This window comes from Chiayiivirga flava, from assembly GCF_014202825.1.
In the GTDB taxonomy this organism is placed as follows: domain Bacteria; phylum Pseudomonadota; class Gammaproteobacteria; order Xanthomonadales; family Xanthomonadaceae; genus Chiayiivirga; species Chiayiivirga flava.
In genome coordinates, this window is the sequence record NZ_JACHHP010000004.1 from 348,412 (window position 1) to 373,858 (window position 25,447).

Sequence of the window (25,447 nt, forward strand, 5' to 3'; positions counted from 1 at the left end):
GGAAATCGATCGCCGAGGCGATTCAGCCGCCGCCCATCGCATGCACGAGCTCGACGGTGTCGCCGTCGTCCAGCACGTGGGTCGCGTGGCGGCCGCGCGGCACGATCTCCCGGTTCACTTCCACGGCGACGCGACGCTCGCCGTGGCCGAGTTCTGCCAGCAGCGCGGCGATGGTGGTGCCGTCGGCGAGGGTGTGCGGCTCGCCGTTGAGGAGGATGGTCATGCGTGCGATTCGAATGCGCGAGAGCGTGCGATTGTATGCCTGCAGGCGGCACCGGGGCCGCTCCGGTACGACGCACGTCGCATTGCCGCCCGCGCGGGGCACCGCTATGATCGATGCCCGCGCGGGCGTAGCTCAATGGTAGAGCTGTAGCTTCCCAAGCTACTGACGTGGGTTCGATTCCCATCGCCCGCTCCATCTCGATGTCCTGTTCCGGGATTTCGCCTTCCCGACAGGCGCGTGCGCGCGGGAGATAGCCGACAACGGCTGGTCGGAACGCCGCCGACGACATCGCGCAGCTCAGGCCGATGAGCATGACGATGAGCGGCGCCCGGCATCGACCTGCGTCCAACGGCCGGTGCTTGGCCTGCCGCAACACGCACCACCCATCACACGGCCTCCGGTCGTAACGGGTTCTCCCGATGCAGCAGGCGATAGAACGCCGGCAGCACCAGGAGCGTGAGCAAGGTGGAGGAGGCGATGCCGCCGATGACGACGGTGGCCAGCGGCCGCTGCACTTCGGCGCCCGCACCGACATTGAACGCCATCGGCACGAAGCCCAGGGACGCCACCAGCGCCGTCATCAACACCGGACGCAGTCGGCCGAGTGCGCCGCCGCGAATCGCCTCGTCCACTCCCAGGCCGTCTTCGCGCAGTTTCCGGATGAAGGCCAGCATCACCACGCCGTTGAGCACCGCCACGCCCGACAGTGCGATGAAGCCGACACCCGCAGAGATCGACAAGGGCATGTCGCGCAACCACAGCGCCAGCACGCCGCCCGTCAACGCCAACGGCACACCGCTGAAAATCACCACCGCATCGCGGCCCGAACCGAACGCCATGAAGAGCAGGCCGAAGATGGCCACCAAGGTCACCGGCACCACCACCGACAGCCGTTGGCCGGCGTTGATGAGCTGCTCGAAGGTGCCGCCGTAGTCGACCCAGTAGCCGGCCGGCACATCGACTTGGGTTTCGATTGCCCGGCGCAGCTCGGCGACGAAGGAGCCCAGGTCACGGTCGCGCACGTTGGCGGTGATGACGATGCGCCGCTTGCCGTTCTCGCGGTTGATCTGGTTGGGGCCTTCGACCGCCTCGATGGTGGCCAATTCCCGCAATGGGACGACGGCCGGCGCGCCGCTGGTCCAGTTCGCACCGCGGCTGGTCTCGTCCGTGCCGGTGGCCGAGGATGGCAATGGAATGGGCAGGTCCGCCAGGCGCGCGGGGTCGCTGCGCACCTCTTCGCCCAGCCGCACCACCAGGTCGAACCGGCGGTCGCCCTCGTACAACTGGCCTGCGGTCTCGCCACCGACGGCGACCCCGATGGCTTCTTGCACCGCCACCTGGTTCAAGCCGTGGCGTTCCAGCCCGGCGGGGTTGGGCGTGATGGTGAGCCAGGGCAGGCCGGTGGTTTCTTCGAGCCGCACATCGGCGGCTCCGTCAACGGTCTTCGCCACAGCCTCGATACGCGAACCGACACGGTTCAAGACATCCAGATCATCGCCGTAGAGCTTGATGGCAACGTCGGCACGCACGCCCGAGATGAGTTCGTTCATGCGCATCTGGATGGGCTGGGTGAACTCGTAGTTGTTGCCAGGCACCTCGCGCGCGGCAGCTTCAATCTCGGCCAGCAGGTCGGCCTTGGGCTTGCGCGGCTCGGGCCAGTCCTCGCGCGGTTTGAGCATGATGAAGGTGTCGGCCACCGATGGCGGCATGGGGTCCGTCGCCACCTCCGGCGTGCCGATCTTCGAGAACACCCGCTCGACCTGCGGCAATGCCGACAGCCGTGTCTCGATGCCCTGTTGCATCGCCACCGATTGCGCAAGGCCGGTGCCTGGAATGCGCATGGCGTGCATTGCCACGTCGCCCTCGTCGAGGCTGGGGATGAACTCCGACCCCAGGCGCGTGGCCAGCACTCCCACGCCGACCACCAACACGGCAGCCGCCAGCACGATCGGCACCCGCAGGCGCAGCACCGTGGCCAGGGCGGGCTGGTAGACACGCCGCGCCGCGCGCACCACCACGCTGTCCTTCTCCTGCACCTTTCCGCCCAGAAACACCGCGATCGCGGCGGGCACGAAGGTCAGCGACAAGACCATCGCCGCCGTCAAGGCCAGCACCACGGTGAAGGCCATGGGGTGGAACATCTTGCCCTCGATGCCCGTCAGGGCGAACACGGGCAGGTACACGGCCGTGATGATGGCCACACCGAACAGGCTGGGTCGGATGACCTCGGCCGTGGCCGTGGCGGTCAGTTCGAACCGTTCCTCGCGCGTGAGCACGCGGCCCAGCGCATGCTGGCGTTCGCCGAAACGCCGCAGGCAGTTCTCGATGATGATGACGGCACCGTCGACGATGAGCCCGAAGTCGAGCGCGCCCAGGCTCATGAGGTTGCCGGACACCCCGCCGCGCAGCATGCCGGTGATGGTCATCAGCATCGCGATCGGAATGACGGCCGCAGTGATGAGGGCGGCCCGGAAGTTGCCCAGCAACACCAGCAGCACCACGATGACGAGCAGCGCACCTTCGATCAGGTTCTTCGACACCGTGGCGATGGTGCGGTCGACGAGCAAGGTGCGGTCGTACACCGGCGTGGCGCGCACGCCCTCGGGCAGGCTGCGGTTGATGTCGGCCAGCTTGGCGCCACTGGCCCGGGACACGGCGCGGCTGTTCTCGCCGATGAGCATGAAGACGGTGCCCAGCACGACTTCTTCGCCGTTCTGGGTGGCGGCACCGGTGCGCAGTTCCGGACCCTCCCCGATCCCGGCGACGTCGCGCACGCGAATGGGCACGCCGTCACGGCGGTCCAGCACGATGCGGCCGATGGCATCCAGGTCGGCGATCTGGCCCGGTACGCGCACCAGGTATTGCTGGCCGTTGCGCTCGATGTAGCCCGCGCCCAGGTTCTGGTTGTTGAGCGAGATGGCGGCGACCACATCGTGCATGGTGAAGCCGTAGGCGACCAGCATGGCGGGATCGGGCGTGATGTGGATCTGTCGCTCGAAACCGCCGATGGTGTTGACCTCGGTCACGCCCGGCGTGTTGCGCAACTGCGGTCGCACCACCCAGTCCTGCAAGGTGCGCAGGTCGGTCGCGGTCCACGGCGTGCCGTCGGGTTTCGTCGCGCCCTCGTCGGCGTCGACCGTGTACATGTAGATCTCGCCCAGTCCCGTGGTGACCGGACCCATGTCGGGTTCGAGTCCATCGGGCAGTTGTGCGCGGGCCTGCTGCAACCGCTCGGCGACCTGTTGACGGGCAAAGTAGATGTCGGTGCCGTCTTCGAACACGACGGTGACCTGCGACAACCCGTAGCGCGACAGCGACCGGGTGTGGTCGAGCCCGGACAGGCCGGCCAGTGCCGTCTCGACGGGGAACGTCACCCGTTGCTCGGCCTCCAGCGGCGAGTATCCGGGCGCTTCGGTGTTGATTTGAACCTGGACATTAGTGATGTCCGGGGTCGCATCGATCGGCAGCTTCGTGAAGCTCCATGTTCCCAGTGCCATCAGCGCGAGGGTGAGGAGCAGCGTCAGCCAGCGGTGCGCGATGGCAAGGCGTATCAGTCGTTCGAGCATGGCATCAGTGCTCGTGGCTCGCGGCCGACTTTTCGATGTCGGCCTTGACCAGGTAGCTTTGCTCGACCACGACAGACTCGCCGGCGCTCACGCCCTGCGTGAGTTCCGCGTGGGTCCCATCGCGCGCTCCCGGGGTCACCGATCGGCGTTCGTAGCGTTCGCCTTCCTGCACGTACACCACATCGCGGCCGTCGGCCCGTTGCAATGCGGTGAGCGGCACGCGCAACGCCACCGGGGTTTCGGCCACCGTCACCCGAGCGCGTACGGCGGCCCCGGGTCGCCAGCGGCCGTCGGTGTTGGCGATCGTGGCGCGCGCCACGGTGCTCTGGCTGGCCGTCGCCGTGCCGGGCAACACGCGGTCGAGCCTGGTCTGCACCGCGACGCCGTCGCTCAGGCGCGTGACCTCGACCGGAAGACCCGGGGTGATGTGCTGGGCGTCCGAGCCGAACAGGTGCAGGTCCACCCACAGCGTCGACAGGTCCGCGACTTCGAACAACGGCTGCTCACCGGCCAGATCGCCCACGCTGGCCGAGCGCGACAGCACCGTGCCTGCAATCGGCGCAGTGACGGTGTACGCCGACAGGCTGATGTTGCTCTCGACCGTGGCCAGGGCCTGGCCACGCGAGACGGTGTCGCCCACGCCCACGCGCACGGCGGTGACGGGGCCCGGAAAGCGGGCCACGACGCGCGCATGCCGACCTTCGGCCGTGGTCAGCAAGCCTTGCACCTCATGCTCGTCGCGGATGACGCCAGGGCCCGCCGGCGCGACCACGATGCCGTAGCGCCGGGCGATGTCGGCCTTGATGATGGTGGCTTCGGTGTCCGCTCCGTGTTCGTCGCCGTGGTCGTCCCCGACCTTCTCATGCGCGTGCCCGGCGTCCTCGTCGCCGTGGTTGTTTTCTTCGCCAGGATCATCCGCATCGGCCGCTTCATGGCCGTGGTGGTCGGCCCGGGGCGCAGGCGGGTTGGCGTCGCCGCCGCAGGCCGTCAGGCCCGACGCGAGCAGCAGGGCAAGGATCAACCGGAAGGTCATGGGGTGGACTCCTGCCAGGCCCCGACGGGCGTGGCCGTCAGACGCTGGATTTCGATGAGGGCAAGGTGGGTGGAGCGGGCGGCGGCAATCTGGTCGCGCCGGGCGGCGAGCCAGTCGGCCTGCAGTTGGGCCCATTCGAGGTAGGTGAGCGCGCCGGCCTGATAGGCCGACCGGGCGCTGGCTTCGGCCTTCGACAGCGCCGGCAGGATGGTGGACTCGGCCCGCTGCACGGCCAGCGCCTCGACTTCCGCACGCCCCGAGGCCTCGGCCAGGGTGGCGTACAGCATCAACGCGCCTGCGTCGCGCTCGAAGGCCAGGGCCTCGAGTTCCGCCTCGGCCGACCGAATCCCGGGGGCCGCCCGTGCCTGGCTGCCCAGGGCAATCGACACGCTGCCCAGGAAGGCCGTGTCACCGGTGTCCTGCAGCCGGCGCACCCCCGCCTCCCAGGCGACGTCCGGCCGCGACTGGGTCCGGGCCAACTGGACGCGTGCCTCGCGCACCCGCGTCTCGGACGCGAACTTGCGAAGCTCCGGCGTGCGTTCGAGCAACCGAGCCAGCTCGGCGAACGACGGAAGGACCGGCAATCGCAGCAGGTCGGTGGCCACCCGATCGAAGCCCGGATCCCGCTCGCCCCACGACAGGGCCAGCGTGCGGCGGGCCGCGCGGGCGGTCACCCGGGCGCGGTCCAGTTCAAGCTCGGCGCGCGCCAGCGCGGCTGCGGCCGTCAGCTGGACGGACTGGGGCGAGGCCCCGGCGCGCACGCGCCTGGCGGCCGCCTCGACGGTAGCCTGGCGCTGGGCGACGTGGGTGCGCAGTGCCTCCACCTCGGTTTGGGCCGCGGCAGCCTCCACGAACCGCCTAGCCACCCCCGCCAGCAGATCCAGGCGCTCGGCCTCGATCTGGACGTCGACGGCGGCCACGCGGGCGTCCACCACGGCCACGCGCGCCTGGCGCCTGGCACGGGGCTCGAACGAGGATCCGACCGTGACCGACAGCTCGGCGCCCCCCAGGCCGCCGGTGTCGCCGGTGCCGAGGGCATTTTCGAGGCTGGCGCCCACCACCAGCGGGGGGCGCTGAGCCGCGGTCAGCGCTTCGGCGCGCAGGGCATCCTGCTGCAACGCGAAGCGTTGCAGGGAGGGATGGGAAGACAGGGTGCGCTCGAAGGCATCTTCAAGGCGCAAGGTCGCCGGCGACTGCGCCGACGCAACACAGGACGCGAGCAGGCCAGCCCACACGGCTGCCCGCGTCGTAGGACGCAAAAGCATGGGTGTTCTCCACTGAAATGACGGCCAAGGGCCGAAGCCCCGACGAGGGTCAGCTCAGGCAGAGATGGGCGGGCGCAAGGCGCGCGACAGCGAGGTGAGGTGCTCCCTGGGCGGCACGAATCCGGGAGGCGCCTGGGGCATTGCCTGGCCTTCGACCGACACGGGCTCGGGCAGCAGGACCGCATGCAGGCAGCAATGGGGAGCGTGGTACACGCCTTCCATTCCGGCATCGGACGGTTCCGCCGAGTCCACTGCCTCGGCGATGGCCTCGTCGGAGGCACCATGCGGCACCCCGTGCGACATCTCGTGCAGCTCCTGCATCGTCGCGAACACCGGGCCGGTGATGGCGCACAGCACGGCCAGGCCCACGCACAGGGCAGCGACGACGTTGACGAAGGAGGAATGCGACCAGCTCACGGTGCAAGGCTACCGAGCAGAGGCGGTGTAACACCATCACGGCCCGGGCGGCGCTCCAGGTCGAGCGAACTGGGTCGACCGGGTTTCTGCCGTGACTCCCGGGCGTGGGCGCGGCCCGCGCGGTGCACGTCGGCGCCCGGTCGCCGCGCAGGCACGCTCACCGCAACGGCGCACGCCGTGGCAGCGGTTTGCGCGGTTCCATCGTGTCCATGTCCCAGTCCGCCTCCACGAACGGCTGGCGGGTTTCGGGATACGCCGGGTAGCCGCCGACCTGCTGCTGGCTGTCGATGATCGCGCCGCGGCCTTCGATCGTGTCGGCGACGATGCGCCGGTCGATGTCGTCGCGATCCCAGGTGCGCGCGCCGACGTTCGCGATCACCGCGTCCTGCACCGCCGTGGCGGGCAGCAGGGTGACGCCGGGCGGCAGCGCGGGTGCCCGGGCCAGTGCGACGATGCGCACCGGCGTGGTGGTGTAGCGGCCGAGCGGCGGCAGCGGGTTGCCGATGCGGTCGACGGCAAGATTGTCGTCGGCAAACAGCTCCATGTCGCCGGAACCGCCGATCATGAACAGTGCGAGGGTTTCGGTGGACGGCCCGGCGCGCAGCACGTTGCCACGCAGCACCATGCGGCCGGTGTCGTACTCGTGCCCGAGCCACTCCTCGGCGATGAGGTTGTAGTGCACCGCGCGCTGGCCGGGGTTGTAGATGAGATTGTTGATCACGTGCCCGTGCACCGCGCCCTTGAACAGCGGGTTGCGCTCGTGGTTGTGCGCGTAGAGGTTGCCCACGATGAGGATGTCGCGCACGTTGTCGTGGATCAGCGAGCCTTTCGAATGCTCGCCCTTGCCGTGCGTCGAGTCGGCCAGGCCCTCGGCGATGATGTTGTTGCTGAAGGTCACGCGGTGCGAGGTGCCGGCGCGGTAGTCCGCCGGCGTGCGGCCGCCGTCGACGAAGCGCGGCCCGGAGGCGGACAGGTTTTCGTCCGTGGCCCAGGTGAGCGTGTTGTGGTCGATGACGATGTCGCGGCCGCCGACGAGCGAGATCGCATCGAAGTCCACGCCGGCGCGTTTGGGCAGGCCCAAGTCGCCCGGGCGCACGCGCAGGTGACGGATCACCACGTCGTGCGTGGCGATGTCGATGCCGCCGCGGATGAGCGTGATGCCGGGGTAGGGCGCGGTCTGGCCGGCGATGGTGAGATAGGGCTCGGTGATCCGTACCTGCGTCTGGGCCAGATCGATGACGCCGCCGACCTCGAACACGACGGTGCGTGGGCCGCGGGTCGCCAGCGCGTCGAGCAGCGAGCCGGGGCCCGTGGGCGCAAGCGTGGTCACGCGCAGCACCGCGCCGCCGCGCCCGCCCGGCGTGGTCGCGGCCCAGCCCTGCGCGCCCGGGAAGGCGAGCGGGGCGGATTCGGCGTCGGCACCGGCGCTCGTGGCGGACAGCAGCAGCGCGGCGGCAAGGGCCAGGCGCCACCGTGGACGGGCAGGCGACGGCGCTGCGTGCGTGGAGTCGGACATGCGGTTTTCCCTCCCTCGATGCGACGCCCGCGCGGAGTCTTCATGCTCTCTGCGGCGCTGCGTATTGTAAATGACACCGGTTTCCCTTATACCAGTCGACACGGTCCGGACCAAGGGACAGCGCCGCATCGGCGACTGCGAACAACGGCCGAGAGGGCGGGAGACGGGTGAGCACGGACACCATCCAGGGGAAGGATGCGGCGGCGGCGATCGCCGCGCGTTTTGTCGCGGCGAGGCTGGAAGCGCGCGCGTTGAGCGATTTTCCCGGTGAATTGCCAGATGATCTGGAGAGTGCCTACCGGATCCAGGATGCCGCGATCGCACGCTTCCCCGATCGCGTGGTCGGATGGAAGGTGGGCTACGTGGCGCCCGAGCGGCGCGATGCGTCCGGCGACGAGCGCATCGTGGGTCCGGTGTTCGCCGGCGGCCTGTGGATGGCCTCGGACAGCACCGCGTTTCCGGTCTTCGTCGGCGGCTTTGCGGCGGTGGAGGCCGAGTACGTTGCGCGCCTGGCATTCGACGCCCCCCCCGAGAAGCTCCACTGGAGCGCCGACGAGGCGGCCGAACTGACCGCGGCCCTGCACACCGGCATCGAGACCGCGGGCAGTCCGCTGGCGAGCATCAACGTGATCGGGCCGCGTGCGGTGGTGCCGGATTTTGGCAACAACGCGGGCCTGATCCTCGGGCCCGAGATCGAGGGCTGGCGCACGCGCGCGCTGACGTCGATGGCGTGCGACTGCGCGATCGACGATCGCATCGTCGGCCGCGGCGGTGCGATGACGCTGTCCGGCGGGCCGATGGGCGCGCTGGCGTTCGCGCTGGCGCGCAACGCGCGGCGCGGGCGTCCGCTGCGCGCCGGCGATCTCGTTACCACCGGGGCGGCCACCGGCATCCACGATATCGTCGCGGGGCAATCGGCGTGGGTGGATTTCGGCATCGACGGCCGTCTGCACTGCCACGCGGTGGCGCGCACGCCCGCGGAGGGATGACACGATGACCTTGAGCCGACGCACGTTCCTGCAAACCTCGGCCGCCGCCGGCATGTCCGCCAGCGCCGCGCTGCGTGCCGCGGCGCCCGGCCGCGTGCTGACCGCCGCCGACATGCATCCGGCCGGCTACCCCACCGTGGCGGCGGTGCGCTGGATGTCCGACGAACTCGAACGTCAGACCGGCGGCGCGTTGTCCATCCGCACCTACCATGCCGGTCAGCTCGGCCGCGAAAGCGACACGGTGACGCTCGCCCGCCACGGCGCGCTCGACATCACGCGCGTCAACATGGGCACGCTGAACAATCCGTTTCCGATCACGCGCATCCTGTGCCTGCCGTACGAATTCGACAGCGTGGCGCACATGCGCCGCGCGGTGGACGGCGCACCCGGGCGCGAAATTCTCGATGCCTTCGCCGCGCGCGATCTCGTGGGGCTCGCGTTCTACGACGCCGGTCTGCGCTCGTTCTACAACGTGCGTCGGCCGATCCACACGCCGGCCGACATGCACGGCCTCAAGCTGCGCGTGCCGCCGTCGGACATCTTCATGGCGATGGTGCGTGCGTTCGGCGCCAATCCGACGCCGCTCGGGTTCGGCGAAGCGTTTTCCGCGATGCAGACGCACATGATCGACGGCGCGGAAAACAACATCCGCGGCTTCGATTCGAGTCGGCAGTTCGAGGTGGCGCGTTATTGGTCCAACACGCAGCATGCGTTCTCGCCCGAAGCCCTGCTCATGTCGCGGCGCAGCTTCGAGGGCTTGCCCGCGTCGCAGCGCGAGCTGCTGCTTGCCACGGCGCAGGCGTCCGTGGCGGTCATGCGTCGGCTGTGGGACGAGGCCGAAGCCACCTCGCGCGAGCGCATGGCCGCGGGCGGCGTTGCGTTCAACGACGTGGACCTGCCGGCCTTCCACGCCGCGGCCGAGCCGGTGCGCACGCGCGCGCTGGCCGACCCGGACCTTCTGCGACTGCACCGCCGGATCCGCGCTCTGGCCTGACGCGCAACACGCGCGCAGACCCACCACATTCCGCGTCGCGTCCGCGCGTCGCCACCGTCTGGAGGCAGGCATGTTGCAAGAAGACTTCGAACGTCCGCGTGGCGCCATGGCGCATCTGGCGCTGGCCTGCACGGTGATTGCCGGCACCGCGCTGCTGTGCATCGCGCTGGTGCAGCTGTGGCAGGTGTTCACGCGTTACGTCCTCAACGATTCGCCCGGCTGGACCGAGCCCGTGACGCTGCTGCTGCTGAGCACGGCGATGATGTTTGCCGCCGCCGCCGGCGTGCGCGGCAACGCGCACTTCGGATTCTTCGTGCTGCTGCACGCGCTGCCGCCGCGGGCGCAGCGCGTGCTGCAGGCCTTCGCGGCGCTGGTCGCGGCGGGGATCGGCGGATTGTTGCTGGTGTGCGGCGCGCAACTGGCGGCAGGCGACTGGACCGTGGCGATGCCGGGCACGCAACTGCCGCAGGGAATGCTGTATGTGCCGCTGTCGCTCGGCGGCGGCCTGATGGCGCTGTTCGCGCTGGAGCGCGTCGTCACCGTGCTGCGCGCGCCGGCGGAGGGCTGAGCGTGGCCGTCGCCCTGCTGTTCGGCGTGTTCGCATTGCTGCTTCTGGTCGGCGTGCCCGTCGCGTTCGCGTTGTTCGCCGCGTCGCTGGTCACCGTGCTGTTTCTCGATCTGCCGTCGATCGTGGTGGTGCTGCAAACGGCCGCGGGCGCGGGCTCGGTGTCGCTCATCGCGATTCCGCTCTTCATCTTCACCGGCGAGCTGATGTTGCGCGGCGGGATTTCCGAACGCCTGATCGGGCTCGCGTCGGCGCTGGTGGGGCATGTGCGCGGCGGGCTGGGGCAGGTGAACGTGCTGGCGAACCTGTTTTTCGGCGGCGTCTCGGGCTCGGCCATCGCGGACGTGTCGGCGGTCGGCGGCGCGATGATCCCGCAGATGGTCAAACGTGGATTCGATCGCGATTTTGCCGTCAACGTGAGCGTGTCCGCCGCGCTGGTGGCACTGCTGGTGCCGCCGTCGCACAACCTGATCCTGTATTCCGCGGCCGCCGGCGGCGGGCTCTCGATCGCCGATCTGTTCGCCGCCGGCGTGGTGCCCGCGCTGCTCATGACCGTGACGCTGATGCTGGCCGGCTGGCTCATCGCGCGCAGGCGCGGCTACGCGGTGGAGGCATTTCCGGGCGTGCGTGCGGTGCTGGTGCGGCTTGTCGGCGCGGCACCGGGCCTGGCGCTGGTGGCCCTCATCTTCGTCGGCATCCGTGCCGGCATCTTCACCGCGGTGGAGAGTGCCGCCATCGCGGTGGTGTACGCGCTGCTCGTGACCGCGCTCGTGTATCGCGCTCTGGCCTGGCGCGAGTTCCTGCACGCCGTGGCCGGCGCCACGCGCACCACCGGCGTGATCCTGTTCGTGATCGCCACCGCCTCCACGTTCGGCTGGCTGCTGGCCTATCTCGAAGTGCCGGCCGCGGCGGTGGACCTGCTGCGCGCGGTGGCGCACGACCGTTACGCCGTGCTGGCGATGATCGTGGTGTTCCTGCTGGTGCTCGGCACGTTCATGGACCTCGCACCGCTGATCCTGATCTGCACGCCGATCTTCCTGCCGGTGGCGCGCGCGTTCGGCATCGATCCGATCCACTTCGGCGTGGTGCTGATCCTCACCGGCGGCATCGGGTTGATCACGCCGCCGGTCGGATCCGTGCTGTTCGTCGGCGCGGCCATCGGCCGAATTCCGGTCACGCAGGCGCTGCGGACCATCTGGCCGTTCTACCTTGCCGCGCTCGCGGTGCTGCTGCTGGTGGCGTTTGTCCCGGCGCTGTCGCTGTGGTTGCCTGCGGTCCTCAGATAGCGCCCGCGGTGTCGCGCCACCGGTGTCAGATTGCGTCGAATCCGGCACACTGCCTGTCCGTCCGTCCATTCGCCGCCGCATGACCACCCGCCGACCGCGCACTGCCGCCAGCGACACCGCCGACCCGCCCGCCGCGGATGGCGGCGCGTCCACCATCAACGACATCGCGCGCCTCGCGGGCGTATCGAAGAAAACCGTGTCGCGCGTGATCAACCGCTCGCCGCTGGTGCGGCCGGACACGCGCGAGAAGGTCGAGGCGCTGATGGAGAAGGTCGGCTACGTGCCCGATCCGATGGCGCGCGGGCTCGCGTTCCGCAAGTCGTTCCTGATCGGCATGGTGTCGGACAACCCGAACGCGCAGTACATCGTCAACATGCAGAACGGCGCACTCGACGGCCTGCGCGGCAGCGGCTACGAGCTCGTGGTGCATCCGTGCGACAGCAAGAGCGCGGACTACATCGCCGGCGTGCGGCGCTTCGTGCTGCAGCATCGGCTGGCGGGCGTGTTCCTCGTGCCGCGCGTGTCCGAGGACGAGGCGCTGGTGGACATGCTGCGCGAGATCGGCTGCCGCTACGCGCGCATCGCGGCGGTGTCGCTCGACGAGCCGTGGCGCATGATCACCACCAACGATCGCGACGGCGCGGTGGAAGTGGCCAAGTACCTCGACTCGCTCGGCCACCGCAACATCGGCCTCATCACCGGGCCGACGCGGTATCTCTCCGCACGCGAACGCGGCGGCGGTTTTCTCGAAGCGCTGCGCGCGCGCGGCGTCGAACTCGGCGCCGATCACGTGGTGGAAGGCGGCTACACCTTCGAATCCGGCGTCGCCTGCGCCGAGCGACTGCTCGCACTGACTCCGCGACCCACGGCCATCTTCGCGCTCAACGATGAAATGGCGGCCGGCGTGTGCAAGGCCGCGTTCAGGCTCGGCCTGCGCATTCCGGAAGATCTGTCCGTGGTCGGCTTCGACGACAGCCCGCTCGCCTCGCGCCTGTGGCCGTCGCTCACCACCGTGCGCCTGCCGATCCGCGAGATGGGCATGCTCGCCGCGCAGCTGCTGCAGCGCGAGGAAAACCGCAAGCAGACGCCGCCGCTGGTGACGCCGCATCTGGTGATCCGGGAGTCGTGCCAGCCGCCGGTGGCGGAACGCCGCTAGCGTTGCAGCCAGTTTTCGAGCGCGAGGCCTGGCTCGCGGGCAAACGCGCGCGTGTTGTCGGTGACCACGGTGGCGCCGAGCGACAGCGCGTGTGCGGCGACAATCTGCGTGCGCATGACACCGGTTACCATTTAGCCGTCGGAGCGGTATGATTCAGGACCGCGAGCGGCGAATGCAGCCAGCCGTCGCGCCAATACAGGAACTGCCGTGTACGCCAAGACCTACCACGCCACCCACCCCGACATGATGGCCGGCGCCAGCAACGCGCAGCTGCGCGATCGCTATCTGATCGGCGATCTGTTCGTGCCCGATCGCGTGGTGCTGAACTACACGCACTACGAACGCTTCGTCATCGGCGGCGCGGCACCGTTGGCGGCACCGGTCGATCTGCCCACGCAAACCGAACCCGCGTCGGCTGCCGGCAAGCCGTTCCTCGAGCGGCGCGAGCTCGGCGTGGTCAACGTCGGTGCAGGTGCCGGCACGGTGACCGTCGATGGCACGGACTACACGCTGGCGCCGAAGGACGGGCTGTACGTGCCGATGGGCAGCGCGCAGGTGCGGTTCGCATCGAACGACGCAGCCAGCCCCGCCAGGTTCTACCTCGCCTCCACGCCGGCGCACGCGCGTTTCGAGGCGAAACACATTTCCATCGAACAGGCCGTGCCGCTGGAGCGCGGCGCCCTGGAAACGTCGAACGAGCGCACGATCTACCAGTACATCGTGCCGGCCACGTGCAAATCGTCGCAGCTGCTGCTCGGCCTCACGATCCTCAAGACCGGCAGCGTCTGGAACACGATGCCGCCGCATCTGCACGACCGGCGTTCGGAGATCTACTTCTACTTCGATCTGGGCGAAAACGACCGCGTGATGCATTTCATGGGGCAGCCCGAGGACATGCGCCACATCGTCGTTGCCAACGACGAAGCGGTGGCCTCGCCGCCGTGGTCGATCCACATGGGGTCTGGCACGAGCAACTACTGCTTCATCTGGGCGATGGGTGGCGAGAACCTCGACTACACCGATATGCACGTGCTCGACATCTGCCAGCTCAAGTAGGCCTGCCGCCATGACATCACCGTTCGATCTCGGCGGCCGCGTGGCGCTGGTCACCGGCGCCAACACCGGGCTGGGGCAGGGCATCGCCCTGGCGCTGGCGCAGGCCGGTGCCGACATCGTGGCGATGGGGCGCAGCGTGCCGGTGGAGACCGAGGCTGCGGTGCAGGCAGCCGGACGCCGCTTCGCGTTCGTCGACGCCGCGCTCGACACGACAGCGCCCGTGTCCGCCGCCGTCGCGGAGGCAGCACGCGCGTTCGGCGGCATCGACATCCTCGTCAACAACGCCGGCACCATCCGCCGCAACGATGCGCTGGAGTTCACCGAGGACGACTGGGACGCGGTCATGGGCGTGAACCTCAAGACCGCGTTTTTCCTCTCGCAGGCGGTGGCGCGCACGTGGGTGGAGGCCGATCGCGGCGGCAAGATCATCAACATCGCCTCGATGCTGTCGTTCCAGGGCGGCATCCGCGTGGCGTCGTACACAGCGAGCAAACACGGCATCCTCGGCCTCACGCGGCTGCTCGCAAACGAATGGGCGGCGCGCGGCATCAACGTCAATGCGATCGCGCCGGGGTACTTCGAAACCAACAACACCACCGCGCTGCGCAGCGACGAGGCGCGCAATCGCGCCATCCTCGACCGCATCCCGGCGGCGCGCTGGGGCAGACCCGCGGATCTGGGCGGCGCTGCGGTGTTCCTGTCGTCGAACGCCTCGGACTACGTGCATGGCGCAGTTCTGCCGGTCGACGGTGGCTGGCTGGCGCGCTGAGCCGATGCGGGTGCTGCGTGCCGGCCTGTGCATTGCGCTGCTCGGGATCTGCAGCCGGGATGTGTCCGGCGCCACGCCCGCACGCGTGTTCATCGCCGGCGACTCGACTGCGAGCACCTACGGCCCCGAACGCGCGCCGCGCACCGGCTGGGGCCAGGTGCTGCAGACCTTCCTCGATCCGGCCGCGTACGAGGTGCGCAACCACGCGCAAAGCGGCCGCAGTTCGCGCAGCTTCATCGAGCAGGGCTGGCTCGACGGCATCGACGCCGAGCTGCGCGCCGGCGACGTGCTGCTGATCCAGTTCGGCCACAACGACGAAAAGATCGAGGATTCGGCCCGCTACACCGAGCCGCGCGAGGCATTCGCGCGTTGGCTGCTGCGCTACGTGACGCTCGCGCGCGAGCGCGGCGCCACGCCGATCCTCGTCACGCCGGTGGCGCGCCGCGTGTTCGATCACGGCCAGCTGCTCGACACGCACGGCGTCTACGGCGATGCGGTGCGTGCGCTGGCGCGGCGCGAGAAGGTGGCGCTGATCGATCTGCAGGCGCGCAGCATGGACTGGCTGCGCGCACTCGGCGACGCGGCCTCGAAACCGTTCTACATGCACGTGCCGGCGCAGCAGCAGGCGGACGACACGCATTTCCAGCGGCACGGTGCGGTGGCGGTGGCGTGTTTCGTCGTCGACGAGTGGAAGCGTCTGGATCCGCACCTCGCCCCGCATGTCGTCCGCGATACCGATTGCGGCGCGCGTGCGACTGCACGTGCCGATCGCGATGCGCAGCGTGCGCCGTCTGCAATCGAGCACGAACGCGACATCGCCATCGAGCAGCCCGGCCCGCATGGCGGCGCCGGCATCACGACCGCACATCCATTCTTCCGCGACTCTGGCCTGCCGTTCGCGCTGCGCAAGCGCGTGCTGCACGCCGGCGCGGGCATCGGCCTGCACCAGCACGACAAGGACGAGGTCTACTACATCGTCTCCGGTCGCGGACTGTACATCCTCGACGGTGCGCTGCACGACGTGGGCGCGGGCGACGCACTGCTCACGCGTCCGGGCAGCACGCACGCGATCCGGCAGGTCGGCGACGAGGATCTGGTGATCCTGCTCGCCTATCCGCATCCGGCGACGCGTCCCGAAGCGCCGACGGCGCGGTAGCCGCCGCGCACGTCGCGCGAGCCCCGCATCATCGCCGCACGTCGAGCCGGCCGTCCGCAACGAACGCGGCCACATCCGCTTCGGCCACGCGATTGAAATCGCCCGGAATGGAATGCTTCAGACACGCGGCAGCCAGTCCGAAGTGCAGGCTGTCCGCGTCGGTCATGTTGCGGCGCAGGCCGTGGATCACGCCGGCGGCGAAGGCGTCGCCGCCGCCGATGCGGTCGACGATGGACGTCAGCGTGCAGGCGGGCGCGGTGACCAGATCGCCATCGCGCGTGCACAGCAACGCGGAAAGCGTGTGGTGGTCGACGCTGTGCTGTTCGCGCACCGTGCTTGCGATGCGTTGCAGTTGCGGGAGCGCCGCGAATGCGGCGGCCGCAGCGGAGACGAAGCGCTCGCGCGGCGTGTTGCCGTGGGCTTCGTGACCCAATACCACCGCGATGTCGCGATGATCCGCAAACGCAAGATCCGCGCAGCCGAGCAATCCGCGCAGGATCGTCGGCGCGTCGCCGTCCCACGCCTGCCAGAGGCGGCTGCGGTAGTTGCCGTCGAACACCACCTGCATGCCGCGCGCGCGCGCGGCATCGGCGGCGCGTTGCGCTGCCTTCGCGCCGTTCGATCCAAGCGCCGGGGTCACGCCCGACAGATGCAGCCAATCCGCGCCGTCGAGGGCGTGTTGCCAGTCGATCGCGTCGGGCGCGGCACGCGCGAACGCCGATCCGGTGCGGTCGTACAGCACCTCGCTCGGCCGCACGCCGGCGCCGGTGGCGAGGAAGTACAGCCCCATGCGGCCGTCACCGCGCTGCACCGCGCGCGTGTCGACGCCGTGCCGGCGCAGTTCGCCCAGAGCGTGGTCGCCGAGCGGATTGTCGGGCAGCACGGTCGCCATGCGGACCGAGTGTCCCAGGCGCGCGAGCGAGATCGCGACGTTGGCCTCCGCGCCGCCGACGTGGACATCGAAGCGCGGCGACTGCAGCAGCAGTTCGCGGTCGGGGGCGCCCAGGCGCAGGAGCAGTTCGCCGAAGCAGACGAGGGTGTGGGTCATCAGTGCGGTCCGGGGTCGGGAGTCGGGGGTCGGGAGTCGGGAGTCGGGAGTCGGGAGTCGGGAGTCGGGAGTCGGGAGCGGCAGCGGCAGCGGGATGGTCGACCATCGTCGCAGACCACGACCGAGGCGGGTGGAGCAACGGTGCTGCGATGCAGCAGCCACCATTCGGCCGGCTGCAAGCGCTGCCGTCAGGGAAGGGCAGCGAGAATAGCCTTTCGAAAACAGGGTGTTGCGTCGCGTCCGGACGCGCAGGCGGGTGCCGGCAATCCGGTCTTGTTGCTGCAACGCGCTGTTTGCTAGCCTCGTATTCCACCGGTGTCATTTTGTCTGGGGCTGAATTGCTACCGGTGTCATGATAACCATCGGAGCGTCGTGGCATGCACTGCGGCGTCCGTCCACGGGAGGGGAACCAAGTGAGCACATCCATCCATCGTCGGTCCATCGCGCCGGCCCTGTTGTCGACTGCCGTGGCGTTTGCGCTGTACGGCCCATCCGTTCTCCGCGCCCAGTCCACGCCGGCTCCGGATGCCGCCGCGCTGGCGCAGGCTGCCGCGGCGCAGGTCGAGGATGATCCGAACACCCCGCAGCGCGAGGACGCCGAAACGCTCGACGAGGTGGTGGTCACCTACCGCGCCAGCCTGGAGCGCGCGCTCGACAAGAAGCGCGAGTCGATCGGCCAGATCGACGCCATCATCGCCGAGGACATCGGCAAGTTCCCGGACCTGAACCTGGCCGAGTCGCTGCAGCGCATTCCCGGCGTCTCGATCTCGCGCGACGCGGGCGAGGGCCGCAACATCTCGGTGCGCGGCCTGGGTCCGGATTTCACCCGCGTGCGCATCAACGGCATGGAGGCACTGACCACGGCCGGCGGCACCGACAGTTCCGGCGGCGCCAATCGCGGCCGCGGCTTCGACTTCAACGTGTTCGCCTCCGACCTGTTCAACAGCCTCACCGTGCGCAAGACCGCGTCGGCGGACGTGGAGGAAGGCTCGCTCGGCGCCACCGTCGATCTCGACACCGCGCGCCCGTTCGACTACGACGGTTTCACCTTCGTCACCTCCGCCCAGGCCGGCTACAACGATCTGTCCGAGGACACCGATCCGCGCGGCGCGATGCTGATCAGCAACACCTTCGCCGACGGCCGCATCGGCGCGCTGCTCTCGGTGGCCTACACCAAGCGCAACCTGATCGAGGAAGGCCACAGCACGGTGCGCTGGGACAACGGTGCGAGCAGCGGCGGCTTCTCGCCCGACTCGCCGTTTGCCGACGCGCTGCTGCCGTCGACGTTCCATCCGCGCATTCCGCGCTACGGCATCCTCGGCCACGAACAGGAGCGCCTCGGCGTCACTGCGTCGCTGCAGTTCGAACCGACCGACACCACGCTGATCACCTTCGACGGCCTTTACGCCGATTTCGACGCCACGCGCAGCGAGGATTTCCTCGAAGCGATTTCCTTCAGCCGCACCGGCGCGAACGGCAAGCCCGCCACCGTCGTGCGCGACGGCGTTGTCGATGCGAATGGCAATCTGGTCTACGGTGTGTTCGACAATGTCGATGTGCGCTCCGAGTCGCGCTACGACGAACTCGCCACCACGTTCAAGCAGTTCAGCCTGGATGTCGAACAGGAGATGAGCGACACGTTCCGGCTCAACGCGCTCTTCGGCGCGTCCGAGTCCGAACTCGACAACCCGATCCAGACCACGATCACGCTCGATCGCGCCGACACCGACGGCGTGATCTGGGACTACCGCGGGGACGATCGACTGCCGCTGATCGATTACGGCTTCGATGTGACGAACCCGGCCAACTGGGAGTTCGCCAACGGCCTGTCGGAAATCCGCCTGCGCCCGCAGACCGCCACCAACAAGTTCGAGACCGCCGGGTTCGACGGCGAATGGGACTTCAGCGATGCGTTGCGCTTCAAGGGCGGCGTGCTGTGGAAGAAATACACGTTCGAAAGCACCGAGCGGCGCCGCGCGTCGGAGACCGCCGTGCCCGGGCTGCCGGACGGCATGACACTCGCGGATCTGACCCGCTTCGTGTCGCTCTACGGCACCGACGTGCCGGCCGGCACCGACACCGGCTGGGTGATCCCGGACATCGATGCCTTCAACGATCTGCTGCGGATCTACAGCAACGAAGGTGCGTTCGCGCTGTCCGACGCGGTGGCGAGCGTGCGCGGCAACAACCGCAGCGTGATCGAGGAAAGCATGGGCCTGTTCCTGCAGGCCGACTTCGAGATGGACCTGGGCGCGATCCCGATCGCCGGAAACATCGGCGTGCGCCAGGTGGAAACCGAACAGACCTCGACCGGCTTCGCGCTGGTGGCAGGTTCGCCGGTGCTGACCACCATCGAACGCGACTACGACGACACGCTGCCTTCGCTCAACCTCACCGCGCAGATCACCGACGACTTCCTGATCCGGTTCGGCGCCGCCAAGGTCATGGCGCGTCCGGGGCTGGGCAACCTCACGCCCGGCGTCACGGTCAACGTGAGCGGCGGCGCGCGCACGGTGAACGGCGGCAATCCCGCACTCGATCCGTTCCGCGCCAAGACCGCCGACCTCGCGTTCGAGTGGTACTACGCGGACGAGGCGTTGCTCGGTATCGCGCTGTTCTACAAGGACATCGAAAGCTTCGTGCAGACCTCGCGCGAGACCCGCCCGTTCAGCAGCTCGGGCCTGCCGGCGAGCCTGCTCGAAGGCACCGGCGCCACCGTCAACGACGACTTCCAGTTCAACATTCCGCTCAACACGCCCGGCGGCGAGCTCAAGGGCTTCGAGGCGAGCTGGCAGACGCCGTTCACCTTCCTGCCGGTCGACGGCTTCGGCGCCATCCTCAACTACACCTGGGTGGATTCGAAGATCCAGTACCTCACCGCGGCCGGTGCCGCATCGCTCAACACCGATCTGGTCGGCCTGTCCAAGAACGCCTACAACGCGACGCTCTACTACGAGAACGAGCGCTTCGGCGCGCGTGTCTCGGCGGCCTATCGCGACGACTACCTCACCACCGTGCCCGGCCGCAACAACAACGATGTGGAAGGGACCAAGAACACGCTCAACGTCGACCTGTCCGCGTCATACCGTCTCAACGACAACTTCGAGCTCACGTTCGAAGGCCTGAACCTCACCGACGAATACAACGACCAGTGGGTCAGCTCGACCGGCGACCGGGTCAACGTGTACCACCACACCGGGCGGCAATACATGCTCGGATTCCGCTACAAGTACTGATCGGGTTGCCGGTGTCGGGGCGTCCTCCCGCGTCCCGCCGACGTCCGCGCGGCCTGTAACAATTGCAGGCCGCGCGGACTTTTTGCATGAGCGCGTGGCGCGTGTGGAAAGCCCTCCTGCCGCGTGCTACCGTGCCCGCCCGTTCGCCGGGGCGCTGCAGGTCCCGAACCTGGGCAGCGCAGGCGACAACGGGCGGTGCGCGGATCGGCCAACGACCTCCACCGTGCACGACAGCGGCGGCCAGCGGGCCGCCGTTTCCTTTTCGAGCGCACGGACCACACGATGCCTGTCTCCACGCCACGGCGGAAACGGTTGCCCGCGCTCGGCTGGCGCGAGTGGCTCGCGCTGCCCGATCTTGGCATCGGCGCGATCCGCGCCAAGATCGACAGCGGCGCGCGCTCGTCCGCCTTGCACGTCGAGCACCTCACCACGCATACCGTCGACGGGCACGAGTGGGTGCGCTTCGGCATGCGTGCCGGCATCGACGACACCATCACGCACTGCGAGGCGCGCGTGCTGCATCGCAAGCTCGTGACCGACTCGGGCGGCCACGTCACCGAACGCGTGTTCATCCGCACCGCATTGCAGCTCGGCAACAAGCGTTACGCGATCGACATCAACCTGACGGATCGGCGCAACATGCTGTTTCCGATGCTGCTCGGCCGCACCGCAATGGCGGGGCGCTGGGTCATCGATCCGGGACGCTCCTACCTGCTCGGCGGCGGCGACGTGCCGCACGCGCGCACCTGACGCACAAGGCCTGCATGAAACTCGCGATCCTCTCGCGCAACTCCAAGCTCTACTCGACCCAGCGCCTGCTCGAGGCGGCGCGCGCGCAGGGCCACACCGCGCGCGTGCTCGATCCGCTGCGCTGCTACATGGGCATCGCGCCCGGCGCGTTCGAGATGCACTACCGCGGGCGCGGCCTTGCCAACTACGCGGCCGTCGTGCCGCGCATCGGTGCGTCCGTGACCTTCTACGGCACCGCGGTGCTGCGCCAGTTCGAGATGATGGGCGTGTACACCCCGAACGGCTCGGATGCGATCCTGCGCGCGCGCGACAAGCTGCGCTGCCACCAGATGCTGGCGCGCCAGGGCATCGGCCTGCCGCGCACCGTCTTCGGCGACAACCCCGACGACACGCAGGACCTGCTGCGCATGCTCGGCAAGCCGCCGCACGTGATCAAGCTCAACGAAGGCAGTCAGGGCACCGGCGTGATCCTCGCCGAAACCCCGCAGGCCTCGCGCAGCGTCATCGAGGCGTTCCGCGGGCTGTACGCAAACTTCCTCGTGCAGGAATTCATCGGCGAGGCCAAGGGCGCGGACGTGCGCTGCTTCGTGGTCGGCAGCGAGGTGGTGGCTGCGATGCGACGCCAGGCCAAGCGCGGCGAGTTCCGCTCCAACCTGCACCGCGGCGGCACCGCCAAGGCGGTGGAGCTGACCGACGTGGAACGCGAAACCGCGATCCGCGCGGCCAAGGTGATGGGGCTGAACATCGCCGGCGTCGACCTGCTGCGCTCGCGGCGCGGACCGCTGGTGCTGGAGGTGAACTCGTCGCCCGGCCTTGAGGGCATCGAAGGCGCCACCGGCCTGGACGTGGCGGGCAAGATCATCGACTACGTGGCGATGCGCGCACGGCGGCAGCGCAGGGCGCAGGCGGCGGCCCGCGCGGGCTGAACCATGGGCGCCGCAGCGGGCGCCGTCACCGCCCTTAACGAAACCCTGCAACCCCCTTAACGGCAATTTAATTGCCCTGTGCGTAGTCTCGCCCCACCAATCTTCTGCTCGACACTCCTAAGTCAGATTTCGGTGACTTGCAGACGACGGTAATCGGGGCAGTAGCTTAGGCCCACGGCAGTCGCAATCCCCCTTGCGCCTTCCGTGGGCTTTTTTCTGCCCGGCGTTTGCGGCCCGCAGGTCGCCGCACGGCCGATGCGCCGAAACGAGTGGCAATACGAATTTCTTCGTTGACATAGTACGAAGGAACCCGTATGTTCGCCGCAAGGGTCCAGATTGCACTTTCCCTCCATTCCCGATGACACGAGGAGTTCCCGCGTGAAGTGTTCGCTGTTGCTGTTTCCCGGCCTTTTTCTGGCCGCATCCGCCTTCGCCGCCGACCAGATGCCGATGCGCGAAATCCAGGCCACCGGCTTCGACCAGCAGCGGGCCGCCATCGTCGAAGGGTTCGCGGACGGCGAGCGCTATGCCGAAATCGAGCCCGAGCAGAAGACCAAGGTGCTCGCCGCGCTCGACCGCATGGAACAGACACTCGGACCGGCCGGCTCGATCGAACGTCTGTCGCCGGAGGCGAAAGTGGCGCTCTACAACGATCAGGAGGTGATCAACACCATCCTGACCGACGCGCAGGAAGCCAGCCGCGAGGTGTGCAAGCGCAACCGCACCGTCAATTCGCGCCTGAAGAACAGCGAATGCCACACCGTGGCCGAGTGGGAGCGCCGCCGCGAGCGGGCGCGCGAGATGGCCGAGCGTGCGCGCGGCAACGTGTCCGACCCTGCGGGCAAATGACCGCCGCTGCGCTGCCGTGCTGAATCCGCCGGCCGTGCCGGCGTCATCGAGGGGATTCGTGCCATGAATCGTTCGAAGCTGAGTGCCGCCGTTGTTGCCGTCCTGCTGGGTGCCGGCTCCGCGCTTGCCGCGCAGACGAAGGGCACGCCCGTGGCCGAGCCGATCGTCGAGGCGGGCGGCTCGCAGTCGCTGGAAGCGCAGCGCGAGGCCGTCGTCGCCGCCTTCGAGCCGGGCGAACGCTTCGCCGAACTCGACGAGGCCGGGCGCGGCAGCGTGCTTGCCAGTTTCGAGCGCATGCAGGCCCTGCTCGGCGGCCGCGACATCGGCCAGCTCACGGCGGAGGAAAAGGTGGCGCTGTTCAACGAGCAGTCCGACCTCAACGGCGTGCTGACCGACGCTGAGGCCGACAGCCGCATCACCTGCAAGCGCAACCGCACCGTCAATTCGCGCATCAGCAACACCGAGTGCCACACGGTGGCAGAATGGGACCGGCGCCGCGAGCGGGCGCGCAAGCTGATGGACATGAACAAGCGTTCGGTGACCTGCACGGCCGACAGCAACGGAAGTTTTAGCGCCTGCCAATGACCCGTCACCCCAGCACCCGTCCCACCGAATCCGAACTCGCGATCCTCGATGTGCTCTGGGACCGCGGGTCGGCCACCGTGCGCGATGTGTACGAAGCGCTGTACCAGCAGGACGGCGGCGGCTACACCACGGCACTGAAACTGATGCAGGTGATGCACGCCAAGGGGCTTGTCGAGCGCGACGACAGCCAGCGCGCGCACGTGTTCCGCGCGGTGCCCACGCGCGAGTCCACGCGCAGCCGCATGCTCGGCACCATCGTGGACCAGATGTTCGGCGGCCGCCCGATGGAGCTGGTGCTGAGCCTGCTCGGCACCGAGTCGGCGCCCAAATCCGAGGAAATCGCGCAGGTCCGTGCGCTGCTCGATCGCCTGGAGCGGGAGCGCGGCCATGATTGACGGCGTGGTGCAGACCGTGGGCTGGGCCCTGATCGACGCCGCGTGGCAGGGGATACTCGTCGGCGCGCTCTACGCCAGCGCGCGTCTTGCCGTCAGCGATGCGCGGCTGCGGCTGGCGATCGGCCATCTCGCGCTGCTCGCGCTCGCGCTGCTGCCGCTGGCGAGCCTGCTGTGGCGCCTGTACGCGCCGCAGCCGTTGCCCGAGGCCGCCCTCGGCGCGATGCTGGCCGGCGGCGCGGCGGCGGTCGACGGCGCACCGTCGGCGGCCGCGTGGTCCATCGATGTATGGCTGCCGTGGCTGGTCGGCGCGTGGGCGGTCGGCGTGGCCGTGCATTCGCTGCGCCTGTTCGGGCAGTGGCGCGGGTTGCGTCGCCTGTGCGCGCAGAGCAGCGTCGTCGATCCCGACTGGCTCGACACCCTCGCGCGCCTGCGCAACCGGCTGGGGGTGAAGGCCCGCGTTCGCCTGCTGCACGGCGTGCAGGTCACCACGCCGATGCTCGTCGGCGTGCTGCGTCCGACGATCCTGCTGCCGTCGAGCCTGCTGCTGCAGCTGCCGCGCGCGCAGGTCGAACTGATCCTGATCCACGAGCTGGCGCATCTGCGCCGTCTCGACACCTGGTTCAACCTGCTGCAGACCTGCCTCGACACCCTGCTGTTCTTCCATCCCGCGGTGCACTGGATCTCGCGCAAGGTGCGCGAGGACCGCGAGCTGTGCTGCGACCAGCTGGTGCTGGCCCGCGGCGGCGATCCGATGCTGTATGCGCGCACCCTGCTGGCGATGGCCGAAGCCCACCACCACGCGCATGCGCCGGCGCCGGCCCTCGGCGCGGCCGGCGGGCTGCTGCTGGAGCGCGTGCAGCGCATCGTCGACGTGCCTCCGGCGCGGCAGGGCACGCAGATGCCCGCACTGGGCACCGTGCTCGCGCTCGCCGCGCTGTTGTGGCTGCTCAAGCCCGCCGGCGACGAGAACGTGCTGCACGATCTGGGCCTGCCTCCGCTGGCGGCGTCGGGCATCGTCGCCGCCGTGCCGTCGCTCGCGGGCCTGCAGTTCTCGGTCGCGGACATGGCGGCGGCCGTGGAACCGCTGGTGCTGCGCGCACCGCCGCGCGGTGTCGATGCCGGATCGGCGCAGCCCCTCCCGGCGGCCGTCGCGCCCGACGCCGCGCCGGCGCCGATCGCCACACCGCCGCTCGCGCCGATGCCGGCGCTCCTGCAGCCCGAGCTCGCGCCTGCCGCACTGTCGGACAGCACGGTGCCAGTCGCCCCCGTCCAGCCGGTCGCCGCGCGCGATGCGGCCGTCGATGCGCCGCCGCCCGCAGCGGCCGCACCGCGCGAGCCGCGCGCTCTGCAGCAGGTGGCGCCCGAGTACCCGTCCAATGCCCGGCTTGCGGCGGTCGAAGGCTTCGTCGTGCTGCGTTACCGGGTCGACGGCACCGGCCGTGCACGCGACGTGCGTCTGATCGACGCCGAGCCGAGCGGCGTGTTCGAGAAAGCGGCGCGGCGCGCGCTTGCGCAGTGGCGCTTCGAGCCCGAATTCGGCGCCGCCGGCGACTACCTGCAGCAGTTCGACTTCCGCCTCGAAGGCGGCGACGGCCCGGGCGATGCCGAGGCCGAACGCTGCTCGATCCGGATCGGTTCGCGCCTCTGCCGCCCGACCCCGTGAGCTG

The 25,447-nt window shown here is 69.3% G+C and carries 22 protein-coding genes and 1 tRNA gene; 16 read left to right on the top strand and 7 right to left on the bottom strand.

What is annotated here, in order from left to right:
• Positions 1-22 precede the first annotated feature (22 nt).
• Complete coding sequence (gene thiS, locus HNQ52_RS12320) at positions 23-223, bottom strand: sulfur carrier protein ThiS (protein WP_183961473.1); 201 nt, start codon at positions 221-223, stop codon at positions 23-25.
• A gap of 121 nt (positions 224-344) precedes the next feature.
• On the opposite strand from thiS, the gene HNQ52_RS12325 reads away from it, so the two are divergent.
• A tRNA-Gly gene (locus HNQ52_RS12325) sits at positions 345-418 on the top strand.
• 191 nt (positions 419-609) lie between these two features.
• Here the strand turns inward: HNQ52_RS12325 and HNQ52_RS12330 are convergent.
• The 5 genes from HNQ52_RS12330 to HNQ52_RS12350 all read right to left on the bottom strand — a co-directional run bounded on the left by HNQ52_RS12330 (position 610) and on the right by HNQ52_RS12350 (position 8,020).
• Positions 610-3,789 (bottom strand): efflux RND transporter permease subunit, encoded by a 3,180-nt coding sequence (locus tag HNQ52_RS12330; RefSeq protein WP_183961474.1) that lies wholly within the window; start codon positions 3,787-3,789, stop codon positions 610-612.
• Positions 3,790-3,793: 4 nt separating this feature from the next.
• The gene (locus HNQ52_RS12335) at positions 3,794-4,822 is read right to left on the bottom strand and encodes an efflux RND transporter periplasmic adaptor subunit (RefSeq protein ID WP_183961641.1); all 1,029 of its coding nucleotides are present in this window, start codon (positions 4,820-4,822) and stop codon (positions 3,794-3,796) included.
• Positions 4,819-6,087 (bottom strand): TolC family protein, encoded by a 1,269-nt coding sequence (locus tag HNQ52_RS12340; RefSeq protein ID WP_183961475.1) that lies wholly within the window; start codon positions 6,085-6,087, stop codon positions 4,819-4,821. Before HNQ52_RS12340 ends, HNQ52_RS12335 begins: the two co-directional genes overlap by 4 nt.
• Positions 6,088-6,141: 54 nt before the next feature.
• The gene (locus HNQ52_RS12345; protein WP_183961476.1) at positions 6,142-6,504 is read right to left on the bottom strand and encodes a hypothetical protein; all 363 of its coding nucleotides are present in this window, start codon (positions 6,502-6,504) and stop codon (positions 6,142-6,144) included.
• Between the two features lie 157 nt (positions 6,505-6,661).
• Positions 6,662-8,020 carry a pectate lyase family protein gene (locus HNQ52_RS12350; protein ID WP_183961477.1) on the bottom strand — a complete coding sequence of 453 codons (1,359 nt, stop codon included), beginning with the start codon at positions 8,018-8,020 and terminating at the stop codon, positions 6,662-6,664.
• A 167-nt stretch (positions 8,021-8,187) separates the two neighbouring features.
• Between HNQ52_RS12350 and HNQ52_RS12355 the strand changes: the two genes are divergently transcribed.
• From HNQ52_RS12355 to HNQ52_RS12395, 8 genes are all read left to right on the top strand, one after another.
• The gene (locus HNQ52_RS12355; RefSeq protein WP_183961478.1) at positions 8,188-9,009 is read left to right on the top strand and encodes a 2-keto-4-pentenoate hydratase; all 822 of its coding nucleotides are present in this window, start codon (positions 8,188-8,190) and stop codon (positions 9,007-9,009) included.
• 4 nt (positions 9,010-9,013) lie between these two features.
• Positions 9,014-10,003, top strand: coding sequence for a TRAP transporter substrate-binding protein (locus HNQ52_RS12360; RefSeq protein WP_183961479.1), 990 nt, complete (start codon positions 9,014-9,016; stop codon positions 10,001-10,003).
• A 70-nt stretch (positions 10,004-10,073) separates the two neighbouring features.
• Positions 10,074-10,571 carry a TRAP transporter small permease gene (locus tag HNQ52_RS12365; protein ID WP_221282059.1) on the top strand — a complete coding sequence of 166 codons (498 nt, stop codon included), beginning with the start codon at positions 10,074-10,076 and terminating at the stop codon, positions 10,569-10,571.
• A gap of 2 nt (positions 10,572-10,573) precedes the next feature.
• Complete coding sequence (locus tag HNQ52_RS12370) at positions 10,574-11,854, top strand: TRAP transporter large permease subunit (protein WP_183961480.1); 1,281 nt, start codon at positions 10,574-10,576, stop codon at positions 11,852-11,854.
• A gap of 79 nt (positions 11,855-11,933) precedes the next feature.
• Positions 11,934-13,010: a LacI family DNA-binding transcriptional regulator gene (locus HNQ52_RS12375; RefSeq protein WP_183961481.1), complete on the top strand. Its 1,077-nt coding sequence runs from the start codon at positions 11,934-11,936 to the stop codon at positions 13,008-13,010.
• Between the two features lie 243 nt (positions 13,011-13,253).
• Positions 13,254-14,066, top strand: coding sequence for a 5-dehydro-4-deoxy-D-glucuronate isomerase (kduI, locus tag HNQ52_RS12385; protein ID WP_221282081.1), 813 nt, complete (start codon positions 13,254-13,256; stop codon positions 14,064-14,066).
• Positions 14,067-14,076: 10 nt separating this feature from the next.
• Positions 14,077-14,835: a 2-dehydro-3-deoxy-D-gluconate 5-dehydrogenase KduD gene (gene kduD, locus HNQ52_RS12390; protein WP_183961483.1), complete on the top strand. Its 759-nt coding sequence runs from the start codon at positions 14,077-14,079 to the stop codon at positions 14,833-14,835.
• A 4-nt stretch (positions 14,836-14,839) separates the two neighbouring features.
• Positions 14,840-15,991 carry a cupin domain-containing protein gene (locus tag HNQ52_RS12395; protein ID WP_183961629.1) on the top strand — a complete coding sequence of 384 codons (1,152 nt, stop codon included), beginning with the start codon at positions 14,840-14,842 and terminating at the stop codon, positions 15,989-15,991.
• A gap of 28 nt (positions 15,992-16,019) precedes the next feature.
• Here HNQ52_RS12395 and HNQ52_RS12400 read toward each other — a convergent pair whose 3' ends face one another.
• Complete coding sequence (locus HNQ52_RS12400) at positions 16,020-17,039, bottom strand: sugar kinase (protein ID WP_183961484.1); 1,020 nt, start codon at positions 17,037-17,039, stop codon at positions 16,020-16,022.
• Positions 17,040-17,452: 413 nt separating this feature from the next.
• Between HNQ52_RS12400 and HNQ52_RS12405 the strand changes: the two genes are divergently transcribed.
• The 7 genes from HNQ52_RS12405 (at position 17,453) to HNQ52_RS12435 (ending at position 25,443) form a co-directional block, all read left to right on the top strand.
• Positions 17,453-20,275 (top strand): TonB-dependent receptor, encoded by a 2,823-nt coding sequence (locus tag HNQ52_RS12405; RefSeq protein ID WP_343059356.1) that lies wholly within the window; start codon positions 17,453-17,455, stop codon positions 20,273-20,275.
• Positions 20,276-20,557: 282 nt separating this feature from the next.
• A complete protein-coding gene (locus HNQ52_RS12410; RefSeq protein WP_183961486.1) occupies positions 20,558-21,025 on the top strand; it encodes an ATP-dependent zinc protease family protein in 468 nt (155 codons plus the stop codon).
• A gap of 14 nt (positions 21,026-21,039) precedes the next feature.
• The gene (gene rimK, locus HNQ52_RS12415; protein ID WP_183961487.1) at positions 21,040-21,951 is read left to right on the top strand and encodes a 30S ribosomal protein S6--L-glutamate ligase; all 912 of its coding nucleotides are present in this window, start codon (positions 21,040-21,042) and stop codon (positions 21,949-21,951) included.
• 378 nt (positions 21,952-22,329) lie between these two features.
• A complete protein-coding gene (locus tag HNQ52_RS12420) occupies positions 22,330-22,800 on the top strand; it encodes a hypothetical protein (RefSeq protein WP_183961488.1) in 471 nt (156 codons plus the stop codon).
• 63 nt (positions 22,801-22,863) lie between these two features.
• Positions 22,864-23,385, top strand: coding sequence for a hypothetical protein (locus HNQ52_RS12425; RefSeq protein ID WP_183961489.1), 522 nt, complete (start codon positions 22,864-22,866; stop codon positions 23,383-23,385).
• Complete coding sequence (locus HNQ52_RS12430) at positions 23,382-23,780, top strand: BlaI/MecI/CopY family transcriptional regulator (protein WP_183961490.1); 399 nt, start codon at positions 23,382-23,384, stop codon at positions 23,778-23,780. The genes HNQ52_RS12425 and HNQ52_RS12430 overlap by 4 nt, the downstream gene beginning before the upstream one ends.
• A complete protein-coding gene (locus HNQ52_RS12435) occupies positions 23,773-25,443 on the top strand; it encodes a M56 family metallopeptidase (protein WP_183961491.1) in 1,671 nt (556 codons plus the stop codon). The genes HNQ52_RS12430 and HNQ52_RS12435 overlap by 8 nt, the downstream gene beginning before the upstream one ends.
• The last annotated feature ends 4 nt before the right edge of the window (positions 25,444-25,447 follow it).

Excerpts from the sequence above, each read along its gene's own strand:
- HNQ52_RS12330 (WP_183961474.1), bottom strand. The coding sequence starts at position 3,789 with ATGCTCGAACGACTGATACGCCTTGCCATCGCGCACCGCTGGCTGACG.
- rimK (WP_183961487.1), top strand. The coding sequence starts at position 21,040 with ATGAAACTCGCGATCCTCTCGCGCAACTCCAAGCTCTACTCGACCCAG.
- HNQ52_RS12430 (WP_183961490.1), top strand. The coding sequence starts at position 23,382 with ATGACCCGTCACCCCAGCACCCGTCCCACCGAATCCGAACTCGCGATC.
- kduD (WP_183961483.1), top strand. The coding sequence starts at position 14,077 with ATGACATCACCGTTCGATCTCGGCGGCCGCGTGGCGCTGGTCACCGGC.
- HNQ52_RS12360 (WP_183961479.1), top strand. The coding sequence starts at position 9,014 with ATGACCTTGAGCCGACGCACGTTCCTGCAAACCTCGGCCGCCGCCGGC.
- HNQ52_RS12350 (WP_183961477.1), bottom strand. The coding sequence starts at position 8,020 with ATGTCCGACTCCACGCACGCAGCGCCGTCGCCTGCCCGTCCACGGTGG.
- HNQ52_RS12340 (WP_183961475.1), bottom strand. The coding sequence starts at position 6,087 with ATGCTTTTGCGTCCTACGACGCGGGCAGCCGTGTGGGCTGGCCTGCTC.
- HNQ52_RS12400 (WP_183961484.1), bottom strand. The coding sequence starts at position 17,039 with ATGACCCACACCCTCGTCTGCTTCGGCGAACTGCTCCTGCGCCTGGGC.
- HNQ52_RS12395 (WP_183961629.1), top strand. The coding sequence starts at position 14,840 with ATGCGGGTGCTGCGTGCCGGCCTGTGCATTGCGCTGCTCGGGATCTGC.
- HNQ52_RS12425 (WP_183961489.1), top strand. The coding sequence starts at position 22,864 with ATGAATCGTTCGAAGCTGAGTGCCGCCGTTGTTGCCGTCCTGCTGGGT.
- HNQ52_RS12335 (WP_183961641.1), bottom strand. The coding sequence starts at position 4,822 with ATGACCTTCCGGTTGATCCTTGCCCTGCTGCTCGCGTCGGGCCTGACG.
- HNQ52_RS12365 (WP_221282059.1), top strand. The coding sequence starts at position 10,074 with ATGTTGCAAGAAGACTTCGAACGTCCGCGTGGCGCCATGGCGCATCTG.
- HNQ52_RS12435 (WP_183961491.1), top strand. The coding sequence starts at position 23,773 with ATGATTGACGGCGTGGTGCAGACCGTGGGCTGGGCCCTGATCGACGCC.
- kduI (WP_221282081.1), top strand. The coding sequence starts at position 13,254 with ATGATGGCCGGCGCCAGCAACGCGCAGCTGCGCGATCGCTATCTGATC.
- HNQ52_RS12375 (WP_183961481.1), top strand. The coding sequence starts at position 11,934 with ATGACCACCCGCCGACCGCGCACTGCCGCCAGCGACACCGCCGACCCG.
- HNQ52_RS12410 (WP_183961486.1), top strand. The coding sequence starts at position 20,558 with ATGCCTGTCTCCACGCCACGGCGGAAACGGTTGCCCGCGCTCGGCTGG.
- thiS (WP_183961473.1), bottom strand. The coding sequence starts at position 223 with ATGACCATCCTCCTCAACGGCGAGCCGCACACCCTCGCCGACGGCACC.